The sequence below is a fragment of the Methylibium sp. genome (assembly GCF_013817345.1).
GTDB lineage: Bacteria > Pseudomonadota > Gammaproteobacteria > Burkholderiales > Burkholderiaceae_C > Methylibium.
On the sequence record NZ_JACDCW010000021.1, the window covers coordinates 1 to 22,996 of the forward strand.

Genomic DNA, 22,996 nt, shown 5'->3' on the forward strand with positions numbered 1-22,996 from the left:
CGGGTTGCTGTGTGGAGTGAAGTCAAGGAGGAGGGCTGGGCGTGAGCCCAGCCCGGGGGACATGAACGCAACACAGCGACCCGGCGCAGCGCTCGCGCGCTGAGCTTGCACAGTCGGCATTCCGAACACGAACCGAAGCCCGCTACGACTCTTCGACGGCTTCAATTCGATGCGTATGAACGCAATTCCGTATGAACAGCGCCTTGCGCGAGGACTTGCCGGCAAACGGACGATTTACTCTTTTTCTTGCCTCTAGGCCGCAGCCAAGGCGGGCTTGCGTCGGCGCCGGCTGTTGCTGCGTTCTTCGAGCAGCCCCAGCAGCCGGCACTCCGACGCTTGCAGCCCCCGCCGCGGCCGGGCTGCATCGTGCAGGCGCACGCACAGCGCAGCGCGCGAGTCGGCCGCACCGTTGATCAGCGAACCCAACTCCAGCACCTGCGGATGGATGTAGGACTTGCGCGCCACCGCAGGCGTGTTGCCGAGCCGCTTTGCCACAGCGGCCAGGATGTCCTTGGCGCTGGCGGCCCCTCCGGCGGCCGCCGCCTCGGCCGCGCAGGCCAGGCGGGTCAGCTCGAGCGCCTGCACGCTGCCATGCCACGTGCGGAAGTCCTTGGCTGTGAAGCGCTCGCCGGTGATTTCGGCCAGGTATTCGTTGACGTCGGCCGAGTCGATGCCGTGGGTGCCGCCGCTCTCGTCTTCGTACTGGAACAGCTCTTGGCCGGGCAGTTGCTGCAGGCGGCGCACGATGCGCGCGATGCGCGGGTCGTCCAGGCTGGTCTGTTGCTGTACGCCGCTCTTGCCCTTGAAGGTGAGCCGCAGCAGGCTGCCGCGCACTTCCACGTGGCGGTTGCGCAAGGTGGTCAGGCCGAACGAGCCGTTGCTGCGTGCGTATTCGTCGTTGCCGACGCGTACGAAGGTGGTGTCGAGCAGGCGCACAAGCGTGGCCAGCACCAGCGTGCGCGGCAGCGCCGAACGGGGCGCTTCGCGCAGGTCGCGCGCGATGCGCGAGCGAATGCGGGGCAGCGCCTTGCCGAAAGCCTGCATGCGCTCGAACTTGTCGTCGCCGCGCTGCGCGTTCCAGACGGCGTGGTACCGGTACTGTTTACGGCCCCGTGCGTCGCGCGCCGTGGCCTGGAGGTGCCCGTTGACGAGCGGGCAGATCCAAACGTCTTCATAGGCCGGCGGAATGGCGAGTCGTCGGATGCGGTCGACCTCGTGTCGGTCGCGAAGCAAGGTGCCGTCGGGGCCGCGATAGGCGAAACCCTGGCCGCGCCGTACGCGCCGGTGACCTGGCATGGTGTCGCTCACATAGACCAAACCCGCCGGCACGGGCACCGGTACTCTCGCGGACTCCGGCTCGGGCTCGCTAGAAGCCCGAGCCATCGCAGTGCGCAAGGCGGACCGACGTTACGTCCATGGTCACGGACCGCACGAGCCCCGGACTCAGGGCCTCGAAGCGGGTGGGCGGGCGCCCGGCGCCATGGCCGGCGGGGTGGTGGTGTCCATGCCACTGGCGCCGCCCATCGGCGGCGGTGTGATGATGGCCGTGCCACCCGGGGCCATCGAGCCGGTTTCACCCGTCATGCCCGGCGCACTGGCCGTGCTGCCGGGGCTCGGTGTGACGACGGCGGCATCGTCGCGCTGGTCGCAGCCGGCCAGCGCGAACGCGGCGATAAGCACCGCCAGCGAGGTCGTGGTTCTTGAAGCGTTCATCGTGTGCAACTCCTGCAGTTTCGAAGGGGTGGCTCAGCTCGCCGCCTTCATGCGATTGCGCAGATCGCGGATCTGGTCGTGGTTGCGCTTGACGCCCTGGTACTGGCGCTCGACCACGGTCTTCACCTGCGTCGGCAGGTCTTCCTTCAGGCACTCGCGGTAGGCCTCCATCGCGGCGTCTTCACCGCGCTCGCATTCGTCGAGCATGGCCTGGTCGCTGTGGCCGGAAAGCGTGCCCTTGACCGAGACCCAGCCGCGGTGCATGGCGCCGCTGGCGCTGCCGCCGGTGTCGGGCTCGCCGCCGCACTGGACCACCTGTTGCTGCAACTCGCGCGCGCCTTCGGCGCATTCGCCCGCACGCTTGGAGAAGGTGGAACGCAGCGACTCGGACTTGGTGTTTTCAGCGCAGGAGCGAAAGCCGTACTCGCCGTCCTTGCAGGTTTCGATCAGCTTGTTGAGGTGCTTGACAGTGTCTTTGTTGTCGATGGTCATTTCAGGTCCTTTCGAAGGGTGGAACGTCCTTGACGTTTTCGGGGCGGTATCCGCTGGCCATCCTTGTGGCTCACGGACATACCCCGGCTTTGGCAGGCGGCATGCCCGGTGCACCCGCTGTGGGAACGGGACTTGCCATGCGCATTGATGCAAAAAACTCTGTCTTCGGCCACCGCCCGCCGTGATCCGGCGCTGCCGCACGTCGTCGACGCCACCATGTTCTGGAGCGAAACCGGCGGCGGCGTGCGGCGCTACCTGCTGACCAAGGCCGCCTGGCTCACCCGCCAGGCAGGGTGGCGCCACACGGTGCTCGCGCCCGGCCTGCAAGGCCTGAACCAGGCCGACTGCGGCGGCCCGTCGCTGCCGCTGCCGGGCGGCTACCGGCTTCCGCTGTCGCGCAAGGCCTGTGCGAACGCGCTTGTCGCGCAGGCGCCAGACGTCATCGAAGTGGGTGACCCGTACCGCCTGGCCTGGGCTGCGCTCGACGCCGGCCAGCGCCTGGGCGTGCCGACCGTGGCCTTCTGCCACAGCGACCTTGCGGCACTGGCGGCCAAGGCCGTGGGCGGGGAGGGCGTGCGCGCGCGCTGGACGCGCCGTGCCGCCGAGGCCTATGTGCGCCACACCTACCGCGACTTCGACACGGTGCTGGCTCCCAGCCGCTCGATGGCGCGCAGCCTGCAAGCTGCAGGCGTGGACGGTGTGCGCGTGCAGCCGCTCGGCGTCGACAGCCACGAATTCCATCCGCGGCGTCGCGATCCCGTCTGGCGCCACACGCTCGGCCTGGCGCCCGACCAGCGCGCACTGCTCTACGTGGGCCGCTTCGCGCCCGAGAAAAATCTGCAGCGCCTTGTCGCGGCGGTGCAGCGGCTGGGCCCGCGCTACTGCCTGCTGGCGGTCGGCAGCGGACCCACCCCGCCGCACGGCGAGGGCGTGCGCGTGCTGCCCTTCGAGCCGCGCACGCGGCAGCTCGCGCGCATCTATGCGAGCGCCGATGGCTTCGTGCATGCCGGCGACCAGGAAACCTTCGGCTTGGCCGTGCTCGAAGCCATGGCCAGCGGCCTGCCGGTCGCCGTTCAGGCGCGCGCCGGGCTGGCCGAACTGGTGGCCGGCGGCGCGGGCATCGGGGTGGCTTCCGAGCGCACGGGCGACTGGGCGGAAGCGATTGCGGCACTCTTTGCCAGCGAACGGGAATCGCTGGTGCGCGCCGGTCGCGCGCAAGCCGAGGCCCATGACTGGCAGCGTGTGATGCCTGCGCTCGTTCGCCGTTACGAACAACTCATGAACACGCACGACAGCGCGGCCGTTCTCACGCAGCCGGGCGTGCTCTGGCAGGGCGGCTGGGGACCGAAGAGCGCGGGTCAGGATCTGCCGTGAGCCCTGCGCCCGCGAGCGCAACGGCGCACCGGGACCGCCGCTTCCGCGAACTGCCCGCGTTACTGTGCGTGAGCCCGGAGCTTCGCGAGTGCAACGGCGCAGGAGCCCGCTCGAGATCGTCTCGTGCGAGCGCAACGGTGAGGGGCTGCGCTTGAAACCGTCGCTCGCGGTCGTGTTGCACGACGCTGCGCCCGCCACCTGGGCTGCCTGCGAGCGCCTTCACCGCTGCGTGCAGCAGGTCGCGCCGGTGCCGGTCACGTGGCTCGCGGTGCCGCGCTATCACGGCATGCGGCCCGAATCTTTTTTCGAGGAAAGCCTCGATCTCGCGCTGGCGCGTGGTGACGAACTCGCGTTGCACGGCTACACCCACTGGGACGCCGAGCCAACGCGCGGCTGGCTCGATCACGCTCGGCGGCGCTGGTACACCGCCAGCGAAGGCGAATTCGCGGCGCTCGGTCAGGCCCAGGCCGCACAGCGCCTGCGCGCCGGCAGGCGCTGGTTCGAGCGCCGCCGCTGGCCGCTGCAGGGCTTCGTGGCCCCCGCGTGGCTGCTCAGCGAAGGCAGCCGCAGCGCGCTCGACGCGGCCGGCTTCGACTACACGTGCACGCTCACCGGCCTGGTCGATCTGCGGCGGCGCGCCACCTTGCCCAGCCGGGCCGTCGTGTACAGCACGCGCTCGGCGTGGCGGCGGGCGGTGTCCGCGCCTTGGAACGCCGCGGTCGCGCGCCGGCAGCGCGCCGCACCGCTGTTGCGCTTCGAGCTGCATCCGGGCGATGCAGAGCACGGGTCGGTGCGGCGGTCCTGGATGGGGCTGCTCGAGCGTGCGCTGGAAGGTCGCGATGCGTTGACCTTGGCGCAGGTGGTGGCGAGGTGGCGGGAAGACGACGGCTATTCGGCGCGGCTGCCGGTGTTGCGCGATGGGCCGACGGTGCCATTCCCTATTGCTCCCTCTCCCTCTGGGAGAGGGCTGGGGTGAGGGCTTGCCGGAACTCGGAAGTTGCTTGACTTCTCCAAGGCTGCCGATTCGGCAGCCTTGCAAGGCAGAGCCACTGCCCGGTTGCGGCAAGCCCTCACCCCAGCCCTCTCCCAGAGGGAGAGGGAGAAAGCCCTCAAGGCCAACAGACCAACAGTACCGTCGCCGTGGCGAGCCCCGCTGCTGCTCCCGCCAGCACATCGCTCGGGTAGTGCAAACCCAACACCACCCGCGAAGCGGCCACGAGCGCGGCGTAGATCCACAGCGGCACGGCCAACGCCGGGTAATGGTGCGAAAGGATCAGCGCGAAGGCCACCGCATGCAGAGTGTGGCCGCTCGGGAAGCTGAAGGAGTCGAGCGGGCGCGTGCAGCAGCGGATGCCGGGGCAGTCGACGAAGGGTCGGCGCCGGCCGATGTGGTGTTTCAGCGCCAGGTACAGGCCGAGGTTCACTGCACCCACGGCGGCCATCTGCAGCGCCGCCATGCTGCCGTTGATGCCGCCCAGCAAGGGCAGCGGCAGCAGCAGCATCACCACGACCCAGGGGCCGCCGTCGCCGAGCCGGCTGACCGCCACCAGCAACTGCAGCACCAGCGGCTGCGTGGACGCGCGGTGCAAGGCGGTGGCCCAACGCCGGTCGCGTTCGATCCAGCGGGCGCGGCGCTCGTCAGGCCAGTACCGCATGCTGCACCGCCGTTCCGGCGTTGCGGGCCGCAAAGTGCAGCAAGCGGCTCTCGAAACGCCTGAGCACCGCATCCCAGCCCACGGCGAGCGCGGTTTCGCGAGCATGAGCGCGCAGCGCCGGCAGCAGCTCGGGGTAGTCGGCCGGGCTCGCTGCGAGCCGACAGGCCTGGTCGATGAAGTCGGCCTCGTCGCCGGGGGCTGCGAGCAGGCCGTTGCTGCCGTGGCGAATGTGCTCGGCGGCGGCAGCGGCATCGAAGGCCAGTACCGCCAAGCCTGAGGCGAGCGCTTCCAGCGTGACGTTGCCGAAGGTTTCGCTCAGGCTGGGGAACAGGAAGACGTCGGCGCTTGCATAGTGCGCAGCCAGCGCCTCGCCCCGCTGCATGCCGACGAAGCGCGCGGCCGGGAACTCGGCTTCGAGCCGCCGGCGCAGCGGGCCGTCGCCGACCACCACCATGCGCGTGGCCGGCACGCGCGCGCGGGCCGCCTCGAAAGCGCGCAGCGCCAGGCTCACGTTCTTCTCGGCGGCGAGCCGGCCGACGTAGAGCATGACGGGTGCGGCCACGGCGGCGGCACGCTCTGCGCTGCCCGCGTTGCCGCCGATTGCGCTGCCGGGGACCGCATTGCCGCCTGCATCAGCCATCGCGCTGCCAATGCCGGCATCGCCTGCTGGCTCGCCCGCCCGGTGTGCGACAACCGCCCCGCCGGCATCGCAATCGCCATCGCCATCGCCCATCGGCACCACGCCCCACAGCGCCCGCAGCGCTGCGCTGCGCCGTGCCGGCGAGAACTGCGCCGTGTCCACCCCGCGGCCCTGCACCTCGATGCGCTCGAAGCCCTGCGCGAGCAGTTGCGCGCGCACCACCCGCGTCGGCACGAAGGTGGCATCGGCCTGGCGGTGGAAGCGGCGCAGGTAGCCGCACACCAGCGGCTCGAGCCAGCTCAGCCGGTAGTAGCGGCTGTACCAGTGGAAGTTGGTGCGGAAGTCGGTGGTCACGGGGATGCAGAGACGGCTCGCGGCCATCACTGCCGCGCGGCCGAGCGGGCCCTGCGTGGCCACATGCACGAGCGCAGGCCGCCGGGCCGCGAAGCGCCGCTGCAACTGGCCGATGCTGGCCAGGCCGAGACGCAAATCGGGGTACATCGGGATCGGCGCGCCGGCGCTGCGCCATTCGTCGGGACTGCTGCGGGCGGCTTCGAAACGCTGGCGCGGCCGGATCAGTTCGACCTCGTGGCCCTGCGCGCGCAGAAAGCGCACGGTGCGCTCGACGGTCAGCGCAACGCCGTTGATCTCCGGCGGATAGGTCTCGGTGACGTAGACGAGTTGCATGCGGTCTCGCGGACTCGAAGCCAGGGCGGCACTTGCCGGATAGCAACGAGCATGCCCGGCGTTTTCGACAAGGGCATGACGTTTGCCGGTTTGTGGCCGGCCCGCGACTCCGCGGTCTTCTTGCCGGCTCCGCAGGGGACATCACCGCGATGAATTCACTCGTTCTCGTCCCCGGCGGCGCCGGCTTCCTCGGCAGCCACCTCTGCGAACGTCTGCTCGCCCGCGGCCACACGGTGCTGGCGCTCGACGACCTGTCCACGGGGCACCGCCGCCACGTCGGGCACCTCTCGGCGCATCCGCGTTTTCGGCTGCTGGTGCACGACCTGACGCGGCCCTTGCCGCGCGCCGCGCGTTCCGCCGGGCGCGTCTACAACCTCGCCTGCCCGGCCAGTCCGGCCTACTACCAGCAGGATCCGGTGCAGACCACCCTGACCAGCGTGATCGGCATCTGGCATCTGCTGGAGCTGTGCCAGAGCTCGGGCGCGCGGTTGCTGCAGGCCTCCACCAGCGAGGTCTACGGCGACCCGCAGGTGCACCCGCAGACGGAGAACTACGTCGGCCACGTCAACCCGATCGGCCCGCGCGCTTGCTACGACGAAGGCAAGCGCTGCGCCGAGACGCTGGCCTTCGCCTACCGTTGGCAGAGGAACGTGGAGATCCGCGTGGCGCGCCTGTTCAACAGCTACGGTCCGCGGCTGCGCCCGGGCGACGGCCGCGTGGTCAGCAACTTCATCGTGCAGGCTTTGCGCGGCGAGCCGCTCACCGTGTACGGCGACGGCCAGCAGACGCGCAGCTTTTGCTATGTGGACGACACGGTGGAGGGCCTGCTCAAGCTGATGGACGGGCCGATCGAGGGCCCGGTCAACCTGGGCAACCCGGTCGAGCACACCATCCTCGAGTTGGCCGAAGCGGTGCTGCGGCTCACCGGCAGCCGCTCCGAACTGCACCGCCATCCGCTGCCGCCCGACGACCCGCGCAAGCGCCGCCCCGACATCTCGCTGGCACAACGGCAACTCGGCTGGATGCCGCGCGTGTCGCTGGAAGACGGCCTCGTCGCGACGATCGAATGGTTTCGGCGTGAACTCGAGCTGCCCGCGACGGGCGGCTTGGCGCGCAAGGCCGCATAGACCTCGGCAACTCGGTCAGCGGGCGGGCGATGCGTGCGCCTGCAGGCAGGCGAACCGGCAGACAAAAGCTCAGGGACGCGTGTCAAGCCGCTCGCTTAGCCACTGCCGTCCGCGCCGCCACGCATTCGCGGCCGGGGCGTCTGCCTGCGGAGGGGCCGCCTGCGCCCCCTCGGTTTCGGGCGTAGTCGACTCGCAACTCCGAGCGATGTCGTCGCGCACCAGCCGGTCTACGCCCGCACCGAAATCGCCGTCGAGCACGATCAGCGTGAGCTCCGCACCGTGCAGCCGGCGGTCGAAGTCGAGCGAACACCCGACGGCCGCCCAAACACCGTCGATCACGCAGATGTCGGCCTGCAGCGGTGCGTCGCGGCGCCGGTGCAGGCGTGCGCCGCCGCACAGCAGCGCATGGTTTCGGGCGCGCTCGGCCGGCTCGTCGGCGTCGCGCGCATGCGTGGCCGGAAGCAGCACCTGCACCTCGATGCCCCGCGCACATGCGCGCGTCAACGCTTCGGCGACGCTGCTGGCCGGAGTGCCGCCGATCAGCACGCTGTGCTGCGCCGCGTCGATGGCGGCCAGCAACGCCGGCTGCAGCGGTCGGTCGTGCCAGCCGGCGCTGCACACGGCCAAGCCGGTGCGCTGCGGGCCGCGCGGGCTCAGCGCCGGGAAGTAGCGGGCTTGCGGCGGTGCCGTGCCGCACTCCTGCCGCCAGTGAGCGAGAAACAGGTCCTGTAGCTGCGCCACGGCCGGTCCCTCCACGCGCAGGCAGCTACCTGCCCCGGGTGAACGCGGCGGGGCCAGGCCGCCCAGGAAGGCGACATGCCCGTCGACGACGATCAGGCTGCGCTGCGTGTGGCGCCCGGCCGCGCGGCCGAGCAGGGTCTGCGCTCGCGCCAACCAGCGCGACGCACACACGTTGATGCCGGACTGGCGAAGCAGCGTGGCGTCGCGGGCCGCGCCGGGTCGCGATCCGTCCAGCAGCAGGTTCACGCGCACGCCGGCGCCGGCACGGGTGATGAGCCGCTGGGCGAGCGAGGCAGCCAGGGCGGGGGTAATGAAGGCCGGGCTTTCCAGGTTGATGTGCTCGCGCGCGCGGTCGATCGCTTCCAACAGCGCCGCCCACGCCGGCTCCCCGCCCCGCAGCAACTCGACGCGATTGCCGCTGACCAAGGGCTGGCCGAGGCTGCGCGTCAACGCGTGGGCCAGCGCATAACGAGGCGGCGCGACGACGATGCCGCTGCCTGCAGCGCGTGGCGCTTGCGGAGCGAAAGGCCGGGCGCGCACGCCGCGCGGCATCGGCAGCCGGCGAACCTGCGCACTGCCCCCCGCGGGGTGCGGCTCGCGGTTCATCGACACTTCATGGCGAGCCGGATGAGGGCCTGTTTCCTGAGTCACGCGGATCCTTCTTGCTGCATCGGCAGGCGTCATCGGTGCACAGCGGCGGGGCGGCTGTCGGCACTGCCCGGCCTGTGGCGGCAGCAGTCGTAAGCAGCAGCCCGCGTGCCCAGGCGACCGGCGGACACGAAGTGCGTCGTTGTGGCTCATCGAGTGACGGGCTGTAAAGTAAGCGCAAGGCGTCCGCGTTGCGGCACGCCGATTGCTTCGTCGCCCACAGTCGTTCTGCACCAGCCGCGGTGGCTGTGCGCGGCCTGTATGCAAGGATGCCGCATGAGAGAACGAGCCTGTCCGTCTCACCGATGAGCGCGACCCCCACTCGAAGTGCGGAGCAGGCCCATGCCGCTCACGACACTTCCGCCGCGGCTTCGCCGCCCTTCGTGCCGTCGCCGGTCCGCGAGCCGAAGTCGGAATCGGAATCGCCACGCGCACCCGCTGCCCCGTCTCTCGCTGCGGCCGCGTCCGCGCGGGCCTCGCCGGCACCACGGCGCGCCGGCAGCATTGCGGTCGTGCTGGTTGTCACCGTGCTGGCCGCGCTGGGCCAGTTCGGGCTGACGAGCTGGCTGGGCATGCCGATGGGCTTCGTGCCGGCCTATCCGGCCGTGATGGTCGCCGCGTGGTACGGCGGCTGGTGGGCGGGCGCCTTGGTTACCGGCGTGCTGGCGCTGCTGCTGCCTGCGCTGGCCGGCGCAGCGTGGAACGAGCCGACGCAAGTGGCGGTCGGGCTGATCCTCCTGTTCGGTCTGCTCAATGCGGCGCTGTCGCAGTCGCTGCGCCACGCGCGCGAGCGCTCGCAGGAGCGGGCCGAGGCGTTGTCGCTTTCGCAACAGCGCCTGTCTGGGGCGCTCGAATCGACCGGCGTAATGCTGCTCGAATTCGACCCCGCCCTTTGCTGCACGTGGCTCTACAACCCGCCGCCGGGCGTCGATGCCGCGGCGCTGCTCGGCCGTCCGGCCGAGGCGCTGTGCGCGCCCGCAGATGCCGAGCGCCTGCGCGCGGCGCTCCGCCAGGTGCTCGACAGCGGCGAGCCGCAGCGCATCGACGTGACACTGCGGGCCGGCGCGCCGGGCGAGGCGGCGCGGTGCCATGAACACTGCATCGTTGCGCTGCGCGATGAAGCAGGGCGCACCTGCGGCCTGCGCAGCGCCGCCAGCGACGTGAGCGCATTGCGTTCGCAGCAGGCACGCGAGGCCGAGGTGCAGGCCTTGTTCCGCGCGGCACAGGAGCGTTCGCCCGACGCTTTCGAGCTGGTGCGCGCCGTGCGCGAGGGCGACGCCGAGGACGGGCAAGTTGTCGATTTCGTGTGGGAGTACGCGAACCCCGCAGCGGCCACGCTGCTCGGCCGCAGCGCGGAAGCGCTCGTGGGCCAGCGGCTGCTTGGCGAGCGGGCCGACCGCTTCCAGCGCGCTCGCTTCGCCCACTGGTGCGAGGTTCTGTCCGCCGGCGAGCCGCGGCGCGGCGAGTTCCGGCGCGACGAACTCGGCCGCAGCACCTGCAATTACCAAACGCTCGCGCTCCCCCTGGGCGAGCGCCTGTCCGTCATGACGGTCGACGCCACCGTGCCGACGCGCAACCTGGAAGCCGAGCGCGAGCAAAGCGCTGCGCTTCAGCGCGCCGCTGCGCTCAAGGACGATTTCCTCGCTCATCTGAGCCACGAGCTGCGCACGCCGCTCAATGCCATCACCGGCTGGGCTCACCTGCTCACGCGCGTGGGCGCCGACCCTGCGTTGCTGCAGCGCGCCGCCGAGGCGATCGGCCGCAACGCGCATGCGCAGGCGGTGCTCGTCGATGCGCTGCTCGACATGAACCGCGTGGTCAGCGGCAGCCTGCGGCTCGAGCGCCAGCCCTGCGACCTGAGCGAGGCGCTGCAGCGCTCGCTGGCTACCGCGGCGCCGCTCGCGCAGGCCAAGTGGATTCGCCTGCACACTGACGACATCGCCACCGGCGTGCCCTGCAACGGCGACTCCGCCCGGCTCGAACAGGTGTTCGGGAACCTGCTCAGCAATGCCGTCAAGTTCACGCCGCTGGGCGGCGACGTGTGGGTCGTGCTGGAGCCGGTTGACGGCAACACGGCGCTGATCGAGATCCGCGACAGCGGCGAGGGCGTGGCACCCGCGGTGCTGCCGCATTTCTTCGACCGCTTCCAGCAGCGGGCTTCCGGCACACGTTCGCACGCCGGGCTGGGCCTGGGGCTGACGATGGTCAAGAGCCTCGTCGAGCTGCATGGCGGCCGCGCGTCCGTGCACAGCGACGGACCGGGCCTGGGCACGACAGTGCGCTTGCACCTGCCGACCCTCGAGCAGCCCGGGGCGCGGGCCAATGCGGCGCCGGCCCGGCCCGCGGCCACCGACGGGGCGGCGGCCGGCAGTCCTGTCAACGGCACTGCCCTGGAAGTGCAGGGCGCGGCGGCGTCCCACGCGGCCCCGCTGACTTTCCGGCGCATCCTCGTGCTCGAGGACGAGGCCGATTCGCTGGAGGTACTGTCGGTGCTGCTGCGCCAGCAGGGCGCCGTGGTCCGCGCCTTCGACAACGCAGAGCAGGCGCTCGCTGCGGCCGAACACGGAAGCTTCGACCTGGTCATCAGCGACCTGGGCATGCCCGGCATGAACGGGCTGGAATTCATGCGCCGGCTGCAGCGCCGGCCGCTGCCGGTCAAGGCGATCGCGCTCACCGCCTATGCCGGCGAGACCGAGCGCGCCGAGGCCCTCAAGGCCGGCTACACGCGCGTGGAAACCAAGCCGATCTCGCCGCCGCAGTTCCTGGCGGTGGTGCTGGCCGAGGTGGGAACGCCGGCGGCTGGATGAGACGGCGGAGTCGCTCGGCTTTTGCAGAACTGCTGCGCAGCGCTGCGAGGCCAAGCGGTCGAAGGACCTCGGGCGGACCAAGGCCACCACGCTGTACGGCTCGCCCGTGATTGCCGTTCGTCAAGGCGCCTCAGGGCTGCACGGGTGGACGCGGGGGGTCGGTTCCGTGATCGGTCTGTAGCGGCGTGCTGGCGGCCATGCGCTGCGCCAGGTTGTCGGAGACCCCATTGCCGCCCATGCGATGCCCCACGCCGTCCGACACCTCGTACACGCTCCGCCGCTGGCGCAGGAGCGAGCGCAGCGACGGCGGCGCGACCCTGTTGCCTTCGAGGTAGATGCCGAGCAGGCGCAGCCGGCGGTTGCGCTTGCACACGGTGCGTATGCCCACGAGGATGGGCACCGCAATGATGGCGCCGGCAATGCCCCACATGAAGCCCCAGAACATCACCGACAGGAACACCGCAAGGGGGCTGAGTGAAAGTCGGCGGCCGACGAACCAGGGCGTGATCAAGTTCGCCTCGATCGTGTGGATCAGGAGAAAGGCCGCCGCGGGCGCTACCATCAAGCCCGCCGTGGCAAACGACAGCACGCCGGCGATGAGCAGCACGCCCACGATCATGAGCGGCCCGATGTAGGGAATGAAATTGAGCACGCCGGCCACCGTGCCCCACAGGATGGGGCTGGGCATGCCGAGCGCCATCATCGCGCCGGTGGTAATGAGGCCGACGCAGAAATTGATGACGGCTAGCGCGGCCAGATAGTGGCCGATCTCGCGCTGTGCGCTGCGCACGCCGCCGAGCACCAGCGCGCGAGTGCGCCGCCGTGGAATCGCCTCGACCGTGCGCGAGAGCATCCAGTGTTCCGACGCGAGCAGGAAGTACAGCAGGATGACCACCGCCGCCGCCGAGATGCCGACGGTGACGCTGCTCCCGAGCACGGCGCCGGTGAGCTCGACGCTCTCGGCGGCGATCCGGTCCTTGAGCGGATCGGGCGGCGGCTTCGGCGGCTCGGCCGTCGCGGCGGCCCGCGCCTCCTCTCGCGAGAGTGTTGCGGGGGGCTGCCTCGGTTCCGGAATGGGTTTGGGCGGCGGCGCGATCAGCGGAATGGTCGAGCGCAACCGGTCGAACTGGTCGATCACCTGCTGCAGCGTGGTGGGGGCGCGTTCCAGCCACGACGCGGCCGGGTTGACGAGCATGCTGCCGAGCAGCCCGCCGCCGGTCAGCAGGGCCAGCACCAGCACGCCGGCGCCGACCGTCTCGGGGATGCCGCGGCGGCGCATCAGGCGCACGGGCGTGGCCAGCACGAAGGTCAGCACGATGGCAATAACGATCGGCAGCAGCAGCGGTTGACCGAGCTTGATGAAGAAGACCAGCGCAATCCAGAACAGGCCCTTGCCGACCCAGTTGGGCGGCGGCGAGTGGGGCAGGCTCACGGGCGCACCACGCAGGCAGGCGCATGTTCGCGCCGATCAGTGACACGACGGAATGGCACCACGGGCCTCACGATCAGTTCTGAAGAAGAAGCATTCTGCAGCTTTCATGCCATAGCGGCGCCGTTCATGCGGCGATCGTCCGCGGTGCAAACGTGCGGTGCGATGCGTTTTCGGTAGGAATTGCTGCAAAGCGCTGGTGCCCTCGATCGCATTCACGTCAATCGCAATGGCGACCACGACGAGCTGAAAACGCGCTTTGCCCGCCGTTGCGGGCATCGGGGGAAAGCCGCAGAGTGCAAAAGAAAAAGCCACCTGCAAATCGCTTTGCAGGTGGCCGAAGCCTTGTCTTGTCCGCGGGCGATGGCCCAGCGGATCGCGCAGATTCACGCCCCTGGAGTCGTGAAGCTGCGCAGTGGTTCAGTTCGCGGCGCGAACGATGATGTCGTTGCGCACACCCTTCACTTCGGGCGTGCCGCGGGCGATCTCTGCAGCGCGCGCCTTCTCGGCCGCACTGGTGGCGAAGCCGGAAAGCTGCACCATGCCGTTGACGGAGCCGACCTCGATGCGCATCGCGCTCACCGTTTCGTCTTTCGCAAAGTTCGCCTTGACGCGGGTCGCGATGGTCTTGTCGTCGATGTACTCGCCAACGCTGCTCTGGCCGCTGGTGACCGCGCAGCCACTCATGGCGAGGCCGCCGAGGCCGATCACGAGAGCGCAGGCGTAAAGAGTCTTGTTCATGTGTGTTCTCCAGGTTTGACGAAGCGAGAGCGGGAGCCACCATGGCCTGCACCGCTCGCAACCACGTAGAAAGCAATTGCCGGGCCCGGTTGTTCGAACGTAGGTGTGCAGGTATGGCGCTTGCCAACGTTTCTTCGCCGCAGAGCGCGCTCTAGCCAGCGCGGGCGTGCACCAATTCCTTCGCAGAAAGACACCATGGCCACGCGCAAACCTGTCAATTCACCGGCGGCCACCGCCGCGCCCGCGTCCTCCAAGAAGCCCGCCCGGGCGTCCGCAGCGGCAACGAACGGGCCCTCGTCCGGCCCGCCCGCCGCCGCAACGGAAACCGTCGGCTCCATGCTCAGCACGATGTCCGGCCCGTCGAGCGCCGGCCTCGGCGCCGACGCGGCTCAGCAGTTCGAGACCGAACCGCAGCGGCGCCTGGCCAGCCAGAAGCTGGGCGCCCAGGCGATGGGCATGGCGTTGCCCGACAACCCGCTCAAGCCGGACGACCACGGCCGGGAAAGCGCGATGGCACCCAAGACCGGCACGTCCGCGCCGCCGCCCAACCCGATCGACACGGCCAGCACCGTGACAGAGGACACCGCCTCGCTCAAGCTCGGCGACGGCATGCCCAAGCCCGGCTACAACCCGGCGGCCGAATCGCTCGACCGCGTGCGCGTGGACTCCGGCGGCCAGACGCTGACCACCAGCCTGGGCGTGAAGATCGCCGACAACCAGAACTCGCTCAAGGCCGGGCTGCGCGGGCCCGTGCTGCTGGAAGACTTCGTCCTGCGTGACAAGATCACCCACTTCGACCACGAGCGCATTCCCGAGCGCGTGGTGCATGCCCGGGGATCAGCCGCGCACGGCTACTTCGAGTGCTATCAGCCGCTGACCGACATCACCAAGGCCGCGCCCTTCACCGAGGCCGGCAAGCGCACGCCGGTCTTCGTGCGCTTTTCCACCGTGCTCGGCGAACGCGGCGCGGCCGACCTCACGCGCGACGTGCGCGGCTTCGCGGTCAAGCTCTACACCGACGAAGGCAACTGGGATCTGGTCGGCAACAACATCCCCATCTTCTTCATCCAGGACGCGATGAAGTTCCCCGACCTCGTGCATGCCGCCAAGCCGGAGCCGCACAACCAGATGCCGCAGGGCGCCAGCGCGCACGACACCTTCTGGGACTTTGCGGGCCTGTCGCCCGAGATCACGCACATGCTGATGTGGGCGATGAGCGACCGCGCCATCCCGCGCAGCTACCGCATGATGCAGGGCTTCGGCGTGCATACCTTCCGGCTGGTCAACGCGGCCGGTGAATCGGTGTTCTGCAAGTTCCACTGGACGCCCACGGCGGGCACGCATTCGGTCACGTGGGACGAGGCCGTCAAGATCAACGGTGCGGACTCCGACTTCCACCGCCGCGACCTCTGGGAAGCCATCGAGGCGGGCGTGTATCCGGAGTGGGAACTGGCGCTGCAGGTCTTCACGGAGGAGCAGGCGGAAAGCTTCACTTTCGACGTGCTCGACTGCACGAAGATCGTGCCCGAGGAACTGGTGCCGCTACGCCCGGTCGGGCGCATGGTGCTCAACCGCAACCCCGACAATTTCTTCGCCGAGACCGAGCAGGTGGCCTTTTGCACCCAGCACGTCGTGCCTGGCATCGACTTCACCAACGACCCCATGCTGCTGGGGCGCAACTTCAGCTATCACGACACGCAGCTCTCACGCCTGGGCGGGCCGAATTTCAATCAGATCCCGATCAACGCGCCGGTCGCGCAAGTTCACAACAACCAGCGCGACGGCTTCCAGCGCCAGGCCATTCCGCGCGGACGCGTCGCCTACGAGCCCAACTCGCTGGCCGGCGGCTGCCCCTTCCAGGCTGGCGTGACGACGGGCTTCGTGCCGTTTCCGCAGCCGATTCCCGACGCGCAGAAGCTGCGCGGCAAGCCGGAGAAGTTCGCCGACCACTACACGCAGGCCACGCTCTTCTGGCGCAGTCAGACCGCCGTGGAGCAGCAGCACATCATCGCGGCGTTCCGCTTCGAACTCACGCGCGTGCAGACGCCGGCGATCCGCGAGCGCATTCTTTCGCTGCTCGTGAACGTGGACGAGAACTTGGCGCTCGGCGTGGCCGACGGCCTGGGCATGGCGCTGCCGGCAGGCCAGCAGCGTGCGTTGCCCAATCCGCCGAAGCCCGAGGTCGAGTCTTCCGCGGGCCTGTCGCTCTTTGCGCGGCCCGGCGACGGCAGCATCGGCGCGCGCCGCGTGGCGCTGCTGGTGTGCGATGGCGTCGATGCGCTGAGCCTTCGTGCCGCACACACGGCACTCGCGCAGGCCGGCGCCGCGCCGCGTTTCCTGGGTGCGCGGCTGGGGCGCGTCATGGCGGCGTCGGGTGAACCGATTCACGTCGAGGCGACGCTCGAATCGATGCCTTCGGTGCTGTGGGACGCCGTGGTGCTGCCCGACGGCGACGCCGCGCAGGCAGCGCTGGCCGGCCTGGGCATGGCGGTGGAGTTCGTCAAGGATCAGTACCGCCACTGCAAGCCGATGCTGGTGCTCGGAAGTGCGACCACCTTGCTGGAGGCCGCGAACGCTTCGGCGCAGTTGCCCGACGGCAGCGCCGACCCCGGCATCGTCGTCTCGCCCCCTGTCGAGCCCGATGCCGCGGAGCCGCTGGGTGGTGTAACGGGCGCCATCCAGGCCTTCATCGGGGCGCTCGGCAAGCATCGCCACTTCGAACGCGAGGTCGATCCGCCGCCGGTGTGAGCGTCCGCGGGGCGGATCGACGACGGCCTCGGGCGGCGGCGCAGGAGCGTTCGATTCGTCGCGGCTCGCGCGGGTTTACCTGCGTTCGACCCGGCGCAGCGCGACACCGGCCGCAAAGACCGCGAGGAATCCGTAGATCGTCGGCGACCGTCAATGGGCGCGCCAGTTGCTCGAATTCGTCCTGACGATCGTTTGGGTTTTCAGATGAAGTTCGAACAAGCCGCAGACCGGCAGACTGGTTCTTCCCTTCGACTCGACTCGCCTCGTGGTGAGCCCGGGAAAAATCCGCTGCTTGCATTGAGCCGGCTCGCAGGGCGACCGGAGGTCTCCTTGCGCCTGCCGAGCGCGAGGATGCTGCTGTGTGTACCGCTGTGGCTTGGCGGTTGCGCGACCGTCGTCGATACGCGCGTCGAGCAGATCATTGCCGCGGAGTTGCCAAGCATCGTCGGCCAGGCTGCGAGCTATGAAGTTCAGGTCGAAGGCGCACGCGTGACCGGCGAAATTGCGGATCTGAACCGAGTGCGTGCTGTCGGCGAGCGTGTCGCTCGGCCGAAGTCGCCGATCCTGGATCGCGTCGATGTGCGGATGTCCGATGTCATTGTCGATCGCACTGAAAAGCGTCTCGTCGATCTGGGTGCGGTCGATGCCGAGGTGCGTGTTCTCGCGCCCGACATCGCCGCCTTTCTGGATGCGCGTCCGGGTCTGGACAAGGTCGTCGTCACGCTCCAGCCTCCGTACGAGATCACCGTCGAGTCGCAGTTCTCAGCCGCCGGTTACTCGCTACCTGCCGCCGCCCGCGCCAAGGTGCGCGGCCGACTGGTCACCAGCAACGGCGCTCTCGTGATGGAAATCGTCGACCTGCGGCTGGCCGGCTTCCCCATCGGCACGATGCCTGCCTTCGTTCTCGAAAGGCTGATCAATCCGCTGGTCGATTTGTCGGCACTGCCTGCCCCGTCGCAAGTCACGTCCGTGCAGGTGTTGCCGAAGGCGGTGCTGCTGACCGCGAGCGGCAGCCAGAAAGTCGGATCGCGCGGCAGTGGCGCTGCACATCTGCCCGAACTTTTTGTGTTACCGCTGGGGTGTGCCGATCGGCCCCGAGACTAAGAAGGTGCTGAGAGAGTTCCAGCAGTAAAAGGGGTCGAAAAATGACGGAGCGAGGTTTCGTGTTCAGGACGATTTTCTTCGTGCTCTTCGCCGCTGCGCCGGCGTTCGCAGCCGACCCGGCGCCACTGGCTTACCTGGGCATCGAAGCCGAGCCGCTCGAAGGCGACATCAGCACCGAGCGGCCGAGTTTCAGCACCAGCCCCGTGCCGCTGGCAGCCGGGCACCTGCAGCTCGAATCCGGCGTGCAGTTCACCCGCATCGATTCCGACGCCGACGACGTGACGCTGCCCTTCGCGCTGCTGCGCGCCGGCTTGGGGAAAAACCTGGAATTGCAGCTCGGCTGGGCCGGCTACTCCCACACCGAAATCGGCGGCCGATCGTTCAAGGGCGGCACCGACATGAGCCTGGCGCTGAAAACGCAGTTGACCGAGCAGTCGGGCGCGCTTCCCGCACTCGGCCTGCTCGGCCAGGTGTCATTGCCCACCGGTGCAAAGAACAAGACCTCCGATTCGGTCGACCCGAGCGTCGGCCTGCTGTGGACTTACGACTTCGCCAGGGCGGGGTTCTTCGGCACGGCCTTGCTGACCTCGACCACCGACGACGAGGACGACCGCATTCTGCAGTCCGGCATGGGCGCGGGAGTCGGCGTTCCACTGGCCCAGCAGTTGAGCGGCTACGTCGAATACTTCGGCATCTTCACCGAGCACGAAGGGCCGCAGCACAACGCCAACGCCGGCCTGATCTACCTGCTGAGCAAGGATCTTGCGCTGGACGGGGTGATCGGCGGCGGCCTCAACCGCCGCGCGCCGGATTACTACGTCGGCGTCGGCGCGAGCGTTCGCTGGTAGTCCGATACAGGCGCATCGATTGCTGTCCTTCGGTCTGGCCTTCGGCCTGGGCGGCAAGGAGGCGGCGGCGAAGATGATCGAAAAGGCGCAGCAATCGGCCGAGGAGGCCAAGTCCAAGCTGGAGAAGGCGGCCGAGGCAGGCAAGGCCGACGCAAAGCGCGAAATGCATGCAACGGAGCGCCCGCCGCAGACCGCGCCGCGGCGTGTTTGAGCCCCGCTCTGAAGGAGGAATTGCGCATTACCCGGCGCAGCACGGTGCACGCAGGCGGGCCGCAGCGCTTCAGCCTGCGCAGCGAAGAACTAGAAGTCATCCGCAATCCGGTCGGTAAGCCAGACTGATTCTTAAGCCGACGAAGCTTTCATCACTCAACGCAACGCCGTTTCAACGCGGCTTTTCTTCTCAAAGGATTATTCATGAGCAGCACCACATTGGTCGGCATCTTCGACGAGTACAGCCAGGCGCAGAAGGCCAGCAAGGAACTCGAGGACGCCGGCATCGCCAAGCAATTCATTCAGGTGAGCGGGGTGCAGTCCGCATCGACACCTCCGGCTTCGCGGAACAACGAGCCCGAAGAGCACCAGGGTGCGATCAGCCGTTTCTTCTCGAACCTGTTCGGCTCGGACGACGAGCCCGATGCGGCCCATTATTCCGAGGCGGTGCGCCGCGGCAATGCCGTGGTGACCGTGAGCGTCGCCGACGAGAAGCGTGTCGACGAGGTCGCCGACATCCTCGAAGACTGCGGCGCGGTCGATGTCGACGAGCGGGTGGAACAGTGGAAGGCCAGCGGCTACATACCGCCTGCCAGCGCCGGGCCGATGGCCGGCGAAGGCGCCAGCGAAAAGCTCGACGTGGTCGAGGAAGAGCTCAAGGTCGGCAAGCGAACGGTGCAGGAGGGCGGCGTGCGCGTGCGCCGGCACGTGACCGACAGACCGGTCGAGGAGCAGGTGTCGCTGCACAGCGAGCGCGCCGACGTCACCCGCACGAAGGTGGACCGCGCGGCCACCGAGGCGGAGATGCAGACGGCTTTCGAGGACAAGAGCCTGGAGATCCGCGAGACCATCGAAGAGCCGGTGGTGTCGAAGACTGCCCGCGTGGTCGAGGAAGTCAGCGTGGGCAAGAAATCGTCGGACCGCACCGAGACCGTCAAGGGCAATGTGCGCCGCACCGACGTCGATGTCGAGAAGATCGCCGGCGAATCGTCGCCGCGCCGCCCGGCTCAAAGCGGCATGGCGGGGTCGATGAGCCGCTACACCGGCCCCGAGCGCCGGATGAACGCCAACCGGGCCTACGCCGGCCAGGAGCGCCGCATGGCGGCGATGTAAGACTCTCTCGACAGGGCGTGCCGTCCCCGTCGTTTTGAACGCCTCGCCATCGACCCGGCGAGGCGTTTTCTCTCGTGCCGACGCCGGTCAAAAGAAAAGTCGGGATCGTGCTTTGCTTCACCGGTGATTGGCGCCGTTTGCCGCGCACGAAGGATGCAAGGATGAAGCTCACGAAGTTCGGCTGGACCATGACCACCCTGACGGTCATTGCCTGCAGTGGCGGTGGCGGCGCCGTCGTTGCGCAGCAGATGGCCGAGCCTGCGTCGGCCCAGGTCGAACGCCTGACCGGCTTTCTCAACGAAGAGCGCACGCGCTTTTTCGCTCGCCCGGTCGGCCTTGCACTGGCGATGGACGGTGCGCTGCTCGTCTCGGACGACACCAACGGCGTGATCTACCGCATCGCCTACACGACGCCTTGAACGGGAGCGCGCGCATGCCGAGAACGACATTGGGGGAGTTCATCGTCTCCAACATGGAAACGATTCTGGAGGAATGGGAACGGTATGCGGCTGGCATTCCCGAAGCAGCCGGCATGGACACGCAGACGCTGCGGGACCATGCAGAGCAGATCCTGCAGACCATTGCCCGGGACATGGCCCTCCCGCAAAGCACCGAACAGCAGGAGGCGAAGTCCAAGGGCCACGGACCGCGGCTGGGCAAAGGCGACACGCCGGCCGAGGAACACGCCGGCGGCCGCCAGCGCGAGGGCTTCGGCTTGATCGACCTGGTGTCGGAGTACCGCGCCCTGCGTGCGAGTGTGCTTCGTCTGTGGGCCGAGGAGGTGACCTCCGCCGATCAAGACGCCGTCGACGAGATGACGCGCTTCAACGAAGCCATCGACCAGCCATTGAGCGAATCCGTGGGCCGCTACTCGGCGCAGCTCGATCGTTCGCGGGAGTTGTTCCTCGGTGTGCTCGGGCACGACCTGCGCAATCCGCTCAGTGCGGTGTTGAACGCGGCTCAGTACTTGCAGAACACTATCGATCTCACCGCCGGGCAGTCCAAGAGCGTGGCGGTCATTCTGCGCAGCGGCCTGCGATTGCGGAGCATGGTGTCGGACCTGCTCGATGTCACGCGAACGCGCCTCGGGCAATCACTGCCGATCGACCGCAAGCAGGTCAACCTGAACACGATGTGTCAGGAGATGGTCGAAGAGGCGCAGGCGCATCACCCGGAGCACACGTTGCGTTGGCGCGCAACAGGCGAACTGTCGGGAAGCTGGGACGCGGCGCGGCTGGGTCAGATGCTGTCCAACCTTGTCGAGAATGCCATTCGGCATGGCGCGCAGGACAAACCGGTCACGGTGTCGGCGGACGGCGAGGCAGAGGTTGTGACTCTGTGTGTTCACAACGAAGGCATCCCGATTCCGGAACCGGCCTTGCGCAGGATTTTCGAGCCGCTGACGCAGGAAGAAGAAAGCCCTGCGGATCATCTGCAAGCCGGTGGACTCGGGCTCGGCCTCTACATCGCCAGGGCGATTGCCGAGGCCCATGGCGGGTCGATCGAGGTGCAGTCCTTGCAGGATGCCGGCACCACATTCACCGCACGTCTGCCGCGAAAGAACCCGAGCGGAGAAGGCGGTCGGTCTTCGGGCACGAGCCTCCAGTAGCGTTCAGGGCGTCGGTCGGGCCAGGTGCCGGCTGGCACGAGAAGGCAGGGTTTTGCGGCGTGCCTACTTCCCGCGTTGTCTACAGCACTGCCTGGCGCACAAAAGCGCGAGCCATCGGGAAAATCACGTCTCCGAGTCCGCCGGTCTTGGCGAAAGGCATCGCTTCCCTTCAGACCGTGGCGTCCCTCGCGGGCGACGGAAACAGGCGCTCTGTCAGCTCGCGCGGGTTCAGGTGGATGAGGTCCTTGTCCTGCGTCTGGACCACGCAGGACGCCACCTCCGCGCTCAGCGCCTTGCGCAGGCGGCCCAGGAATTTCGGCGCCGCCACGACGTGCAACTGCTCGTAGCGCGAGACGCGCCTCGCCTGCGTCAGATGGTCGGCCACCCGGCGCGCGAACAGCTCCGCTTCCTTCTCCAACTGGCTGTCGCCGGCCGAAGTGGTGGCATTGCCGCCCATGCGCAGGTCATCGCCCCCGCGCCGGCCGTGCGCATCGCGGCTCAGGGCGGCATTGCTGGCATGTGCGCCGGCGTCGGTCAGCTCGTCGATCGGCTGCAGTTGTGCGCCGTGGGAGGGCAGGGCGAGAAAGCGCGCCCGGCCTTCGTCGGCGACCACGACCCAGATGGTGTTCATGGCGGCTCCTCGTTTCATTGACGCTTCACTTCTACTTGTCGACCGACGCCTTCAACTTCTCGGCCATGCCGAGGTGCTGCTTGAGCGTGGGCAGGGTCTTGTTGGCGAAGGCTTTCACTTCGGGATCGTTGGCCTGCCGGGCACCTTCTTCAAACAGCTCGATCGTTTCCTGGTGCGCCTCTACGCCGATCTGTTCGGCATAGGCTTTATCGAAATCGCGCCCGTCCTGATGGACAGCAGCTTCAACTTTCCCTTTTGCAGAACCGAGGGCTCGCTGGGAACTTCAATGCCCTTCTTCTTGGCCAATGCCATGAGTTCCTTGCCCGCTTTCGTGTGGTCCGCCACCATCTGTTTCGCGAACGACTTGACCTGCGGGCTGGACGCTTTCTTCTGCGCGAGCTTGGCGCCTTCCACTTCGACATGGCCGTTCTCTGCCGCTTGTTTCAGGAAGTCGGTTTCGGCATCGGTGAGCGTCTGCGCAGACGCGCCGGACACGAAGGCGATGGAGACAGCAAGGCCGGCCACGTAGCTGAAAAGCTTGGACATGACGGACTCCGGTGTTGGTCGATGAGCCCGCAGGCCAGCAAACGCCATTCCCCATCGATCGGCAAAGGCGGCCTTGGCAGCGTCTCCTGTACGGGCATTGCATTTGCTCTTTTTGCGGCATCCTGCAGCATGG

21 protein-coding genes and 1 pseudogene are annotated in these 22,996 nt (G+C 68.6%); 11 read left to right on the forward strand and 11 right to left on the reverse strand.

Annotated features, from left to right (window positions below):
• Positions 1–252: 252 nt before the first annotated feature.
• The 3 genes from H0W40_RS05940 to H0W40_RS05950 are packed head-to-tail and all read right to left on the reverse strand — an operon-like array spanning position 253 to position 2,205.
• On the reverse strand, positions 253–1,383 hold the full coding sequence (locus H0W40_RS05940) for a DNA topoisomerase IB (RefSeq protein ID WP_292444196.1): 1,131 nt from the start codon (positions 1,381–1,383) through the stop codon (positions 253–255).
• 60 nt (positions 1,384–1,443) lie between these two features.
• Complete coding sequence (locus H0W40_RS05945) at positions 1,444–1,713, reverse strand: hypothetical protein (RefSeq protein WP_292444199.1); 270 nt, start codon at positions 1,711–1,713, stop codon at positions 1,444–1,446.
• Between the two features lie 33 nt (positions 1,714–1,746).
• Positions 1,747–2,205, reverse strand: coding sequence for a PA2169 family four-helix-bundle protein (locus H0W40_RS05950; RefSeq protein WP_292444201.1), 459 nt, complete (start codon positions 2,203–2,205; stop codon positions 1,747–1,749).
• 147 nt (positions 2,206–2,352) lie between these two features.
• Here H0W40_RS05950 and H0W40_RS05955 point away from each other — a divergent pair, with 147 nt between their 5' ends.
• Positions 2,353–3,579, forward strand: a complete 1,227-nt coding sequence (locus H0W40_RS05955) for a glycosyltransferase (protein ID WP_292444203.1) — start codon at positions 2,353–2,355, stop codon at positions 3,577–3,579.
• A gap of 151 nt (positions 3,580–3,730) precedes the next feature.
• A complete protein-coding gene (locus H0W40_RS05960) occupies positions 3,731–4,555 on the forward strand; it encodes a polysaccharide deacetylase family protein (protein WP_292444206.1) in 825 nt (274 codons plus the stop codon).
• Between the two features lie 133 nt (positions 4,556–4,688).
• On the opposite strand, the gene H0W40_RS05965 is transcribed toward H0W40_RS05960, so the two are convergent.
• Positions 4,689–5,234 (reverse strand): phosphatase PAP2 family protein, encoded by a 546-nt coding sequence (locus H0W40_RS05965; RefSeq protein WP_292444208.1) that lies wholly within the window; start codon positions 5,232–5,234, stop codon positions 4,689–4,691.
• A complete protein-coding gene (locus H0W40_RS05970) occupies positions 5,218–6,561 on the reverse strand; it encodes a glycosyltransferase family 1 protein (protein WP_292444211.1) in 1,344 nt (447 codons plus the stop codon). The genes H0W40_RS05965 and H0W40_RS05970 overlap by 17 nt, the downstream gene beginning before the upstream one ends.
• 149 nt (positions 6,562–6,710) lie before the next feature.
• On the opposite strand from H0W40_RS05970, the gene H0W40_RS05975 reads away from it, so the two are divergent.
• The gene (locus tag H0W40_RS05975; protein ID WP_292444214.1) at positions 6,711–7,688 is read left to right on the forward strand and encodes a UDP-glucuronic acid decarboxylase family protein; all 978 of its coding nucleotides are present in this window, start codon (positions 6,711–6,713) and stop codon (positions 7,686–7,688) included.
• A gap of 69 nt (positions 7,689–7,757) precedes the next feature.
• Here H0W40_RS05975 and H0W40_RS05980 read toward each other — a convergent pair whose 3' ends face one another.
• Positions 7,758–9,035, reverse strand: a complete 1,278-nt coding sequence (locus H0W40_RS05980) for a hypothetical protein (RefSeq protein WP_292444217.1) — start codon at positions 9,033–9,035, stop codon at positions 7,758–7,760.
• Positions 9,036–9,589: 554 nt separating this feature from the next.
• Here H0W40_RS05980 and H0W40_RS05985 point away from each other — a divergent pair.
• Complete coding sequence (locus H0W40_RS05985; RefSeq protein ID WP_292444220.1) at positions 9,590–11,884, forward strand: ATP-binding protein; 2,295 nt, start codon at positions 9,590–9,592, stop codon at positions 11,882–11,884.
• A gap of 130 nt (positions 11,885–12,014) precedes the next feature.
• On the opposite strand, the gene H0W40_RS05990 is transcribed toward H0W40_RS05985, so the two are convergent.
• Genes H0W40_RS05990 through H0W40_RS06000 form a run of 3 tightly spaced genes read right to left on the reverse strand, consistent with a single transcriptional unit; the run spans position 12,015 to position 14,054 of the window.
• Positions 12,015–13,316 (reverse strand): AI-2E family transporter, encoded by a 1,302-nt coding sequence (locus H0W40_RS05990; RefSeq protein ID WP_292444222.1) that lies wholly within the window; start codon positions 13,314–13,316, stop codon positions 12,015–12,017.
• Positions 13,317–13,352: 36 nt separating this feature from the next.
• Positions 13,353–13,703, reverse strand: a complete 351-nt coding sequence (locus H0W40_RS05995) for a hypothetical protein (RefSeq protein ID WP_292444225.1) — start codon at positions 13,701–13,703, stop codon at positions 13,353–13,355.
• Positions 13,704–13,733: 30 nt separating this feature from the next.
• Positions 13,734–14,054 (reverse strand): BON domain-containing protein, encoded by a 321-nt coding sequence (locus H0W40_RS06000; protein ID WP_292444228.1) that lies wholly within the window; start codon positions 14,052–14,054, stop codon positions 13,734–13,736.
• Positions 14,055–14,249: 195 nt separating this feature from the next.
• Between H0W40_RS06000 and H0W40_RS06005 the strand changes: the two genes are divergently transcribed.
• The 7 genes from H0W40_RS06005 to H0W40_RS06035 all read left to right on the forward strand — a co-directional run bounded on the left by H0W40_RS06005 (position 14,250) and on the right by H0W40_RS06035 (position 21,686).
• Complete coding sequence (locus H0W40_RS06005; protein WP_292444231.1) at positions 14,250–16,802, forward strand: catalase; 2,553 nt, start codon at positions 14,250–14,252, stop codon at positions 16,800–16,802.
• A 204-nt stretch (positions 16,803–17,006) separates the two neighbouring features.
• The gene (locus H0W40_RS06010) at positions 17,007–17,906 is read left to right on the forward strand and encodes a DUF2993 domain-containing protein (protein WP_292444234.1); all 900 of its coding nucleotides are present in this window, start codon (positions 17,007–17,009) and stop codon (positions 17,904–17,906) included.
• A gap of 59 nt (positions 17,907–17,965) precedes the next feature.
• Positions 17,966–18,754 (forward strand): transporter, encoded by a 789-nt coding sequence (locus H0W40_RS06015; RefSeq protein WP_292444236.1) that lies wholly within the window; start codon positions 17,966–17,968, stop codon positions 18,752–18,754.
• A gap of 19 nt (positions 18,755–18,773) precedes the next feature.
• A complete protein-coding gene (locus tag H0W40_RS06020; protein ID WP_292444239.1) occupies positions 18,774–18,965 on the forward strand; it encodes a hypothetical protein in 192 nt (63 codons plus the stop codon).
• A gap of 203 nt (positions 18,966–19,168) precedes the next feature.
• Positions 19,169–20,077: a YsnF/AvaK domain-containing protein gene (locus H0W40_RS06025; RefSeq protein WP_292444241.1), complete on the forward strand. Its 909-nt coding sequence runs from the start codon at positions 19,169–19,171 to the stop codon at positions 20,075–20,077.
• 161 nt (positions 20,078–20,238) lie between these two features.
• Positions 20,239–20,496, forward strand: a complete 258-nt coding sequence (locus H0W40_RS06030) for a hypothetical protein (protein ID WP_292444244.1) — start codon at positions 20,239–20,241, stop codon at positions 20,494–20,496.
• A gap of 14 nt (positions 20,497–20,510) precedes the next feature.
• Positions 20,511–21,686 (forward strand): HAMP domain-containing sensor histidine kinase, encoded by a 1,176-nt coding sequence (locus H0W40_RS06035; RefSeq protein WP_292444246.1) that lies wholly within the window; start codon positions 20,511–20,513, stop codon positions 21,684–21,686.
• 169 nt (positions 21,687–21,855) lie between these two features.
• Here H0W40_RS06035 and H0W40_RS06040 read toward each other — a convergent pair whose 3' ends face one another.
• Positions 21,856–22,317, reverse strand: a complete 462-nt coding sequence (locus tag H0W40_RS06040) for a host attachment protein (protein WP_292444249.1) — start codon at positions 22,315–22,317, stop codon at positions 21,856–21,858.
• A 31-nt stretch (positions 22,318–22,348) separates the two neighbouring features.
• A pseudogene (locus H0W40_RS06050) lies at positions 22,349–22,911 on the reverse strand (DUF4142 domain-containing protein).
• Positions 22,912–22,996: the final 85 nt, after the last annotated feature.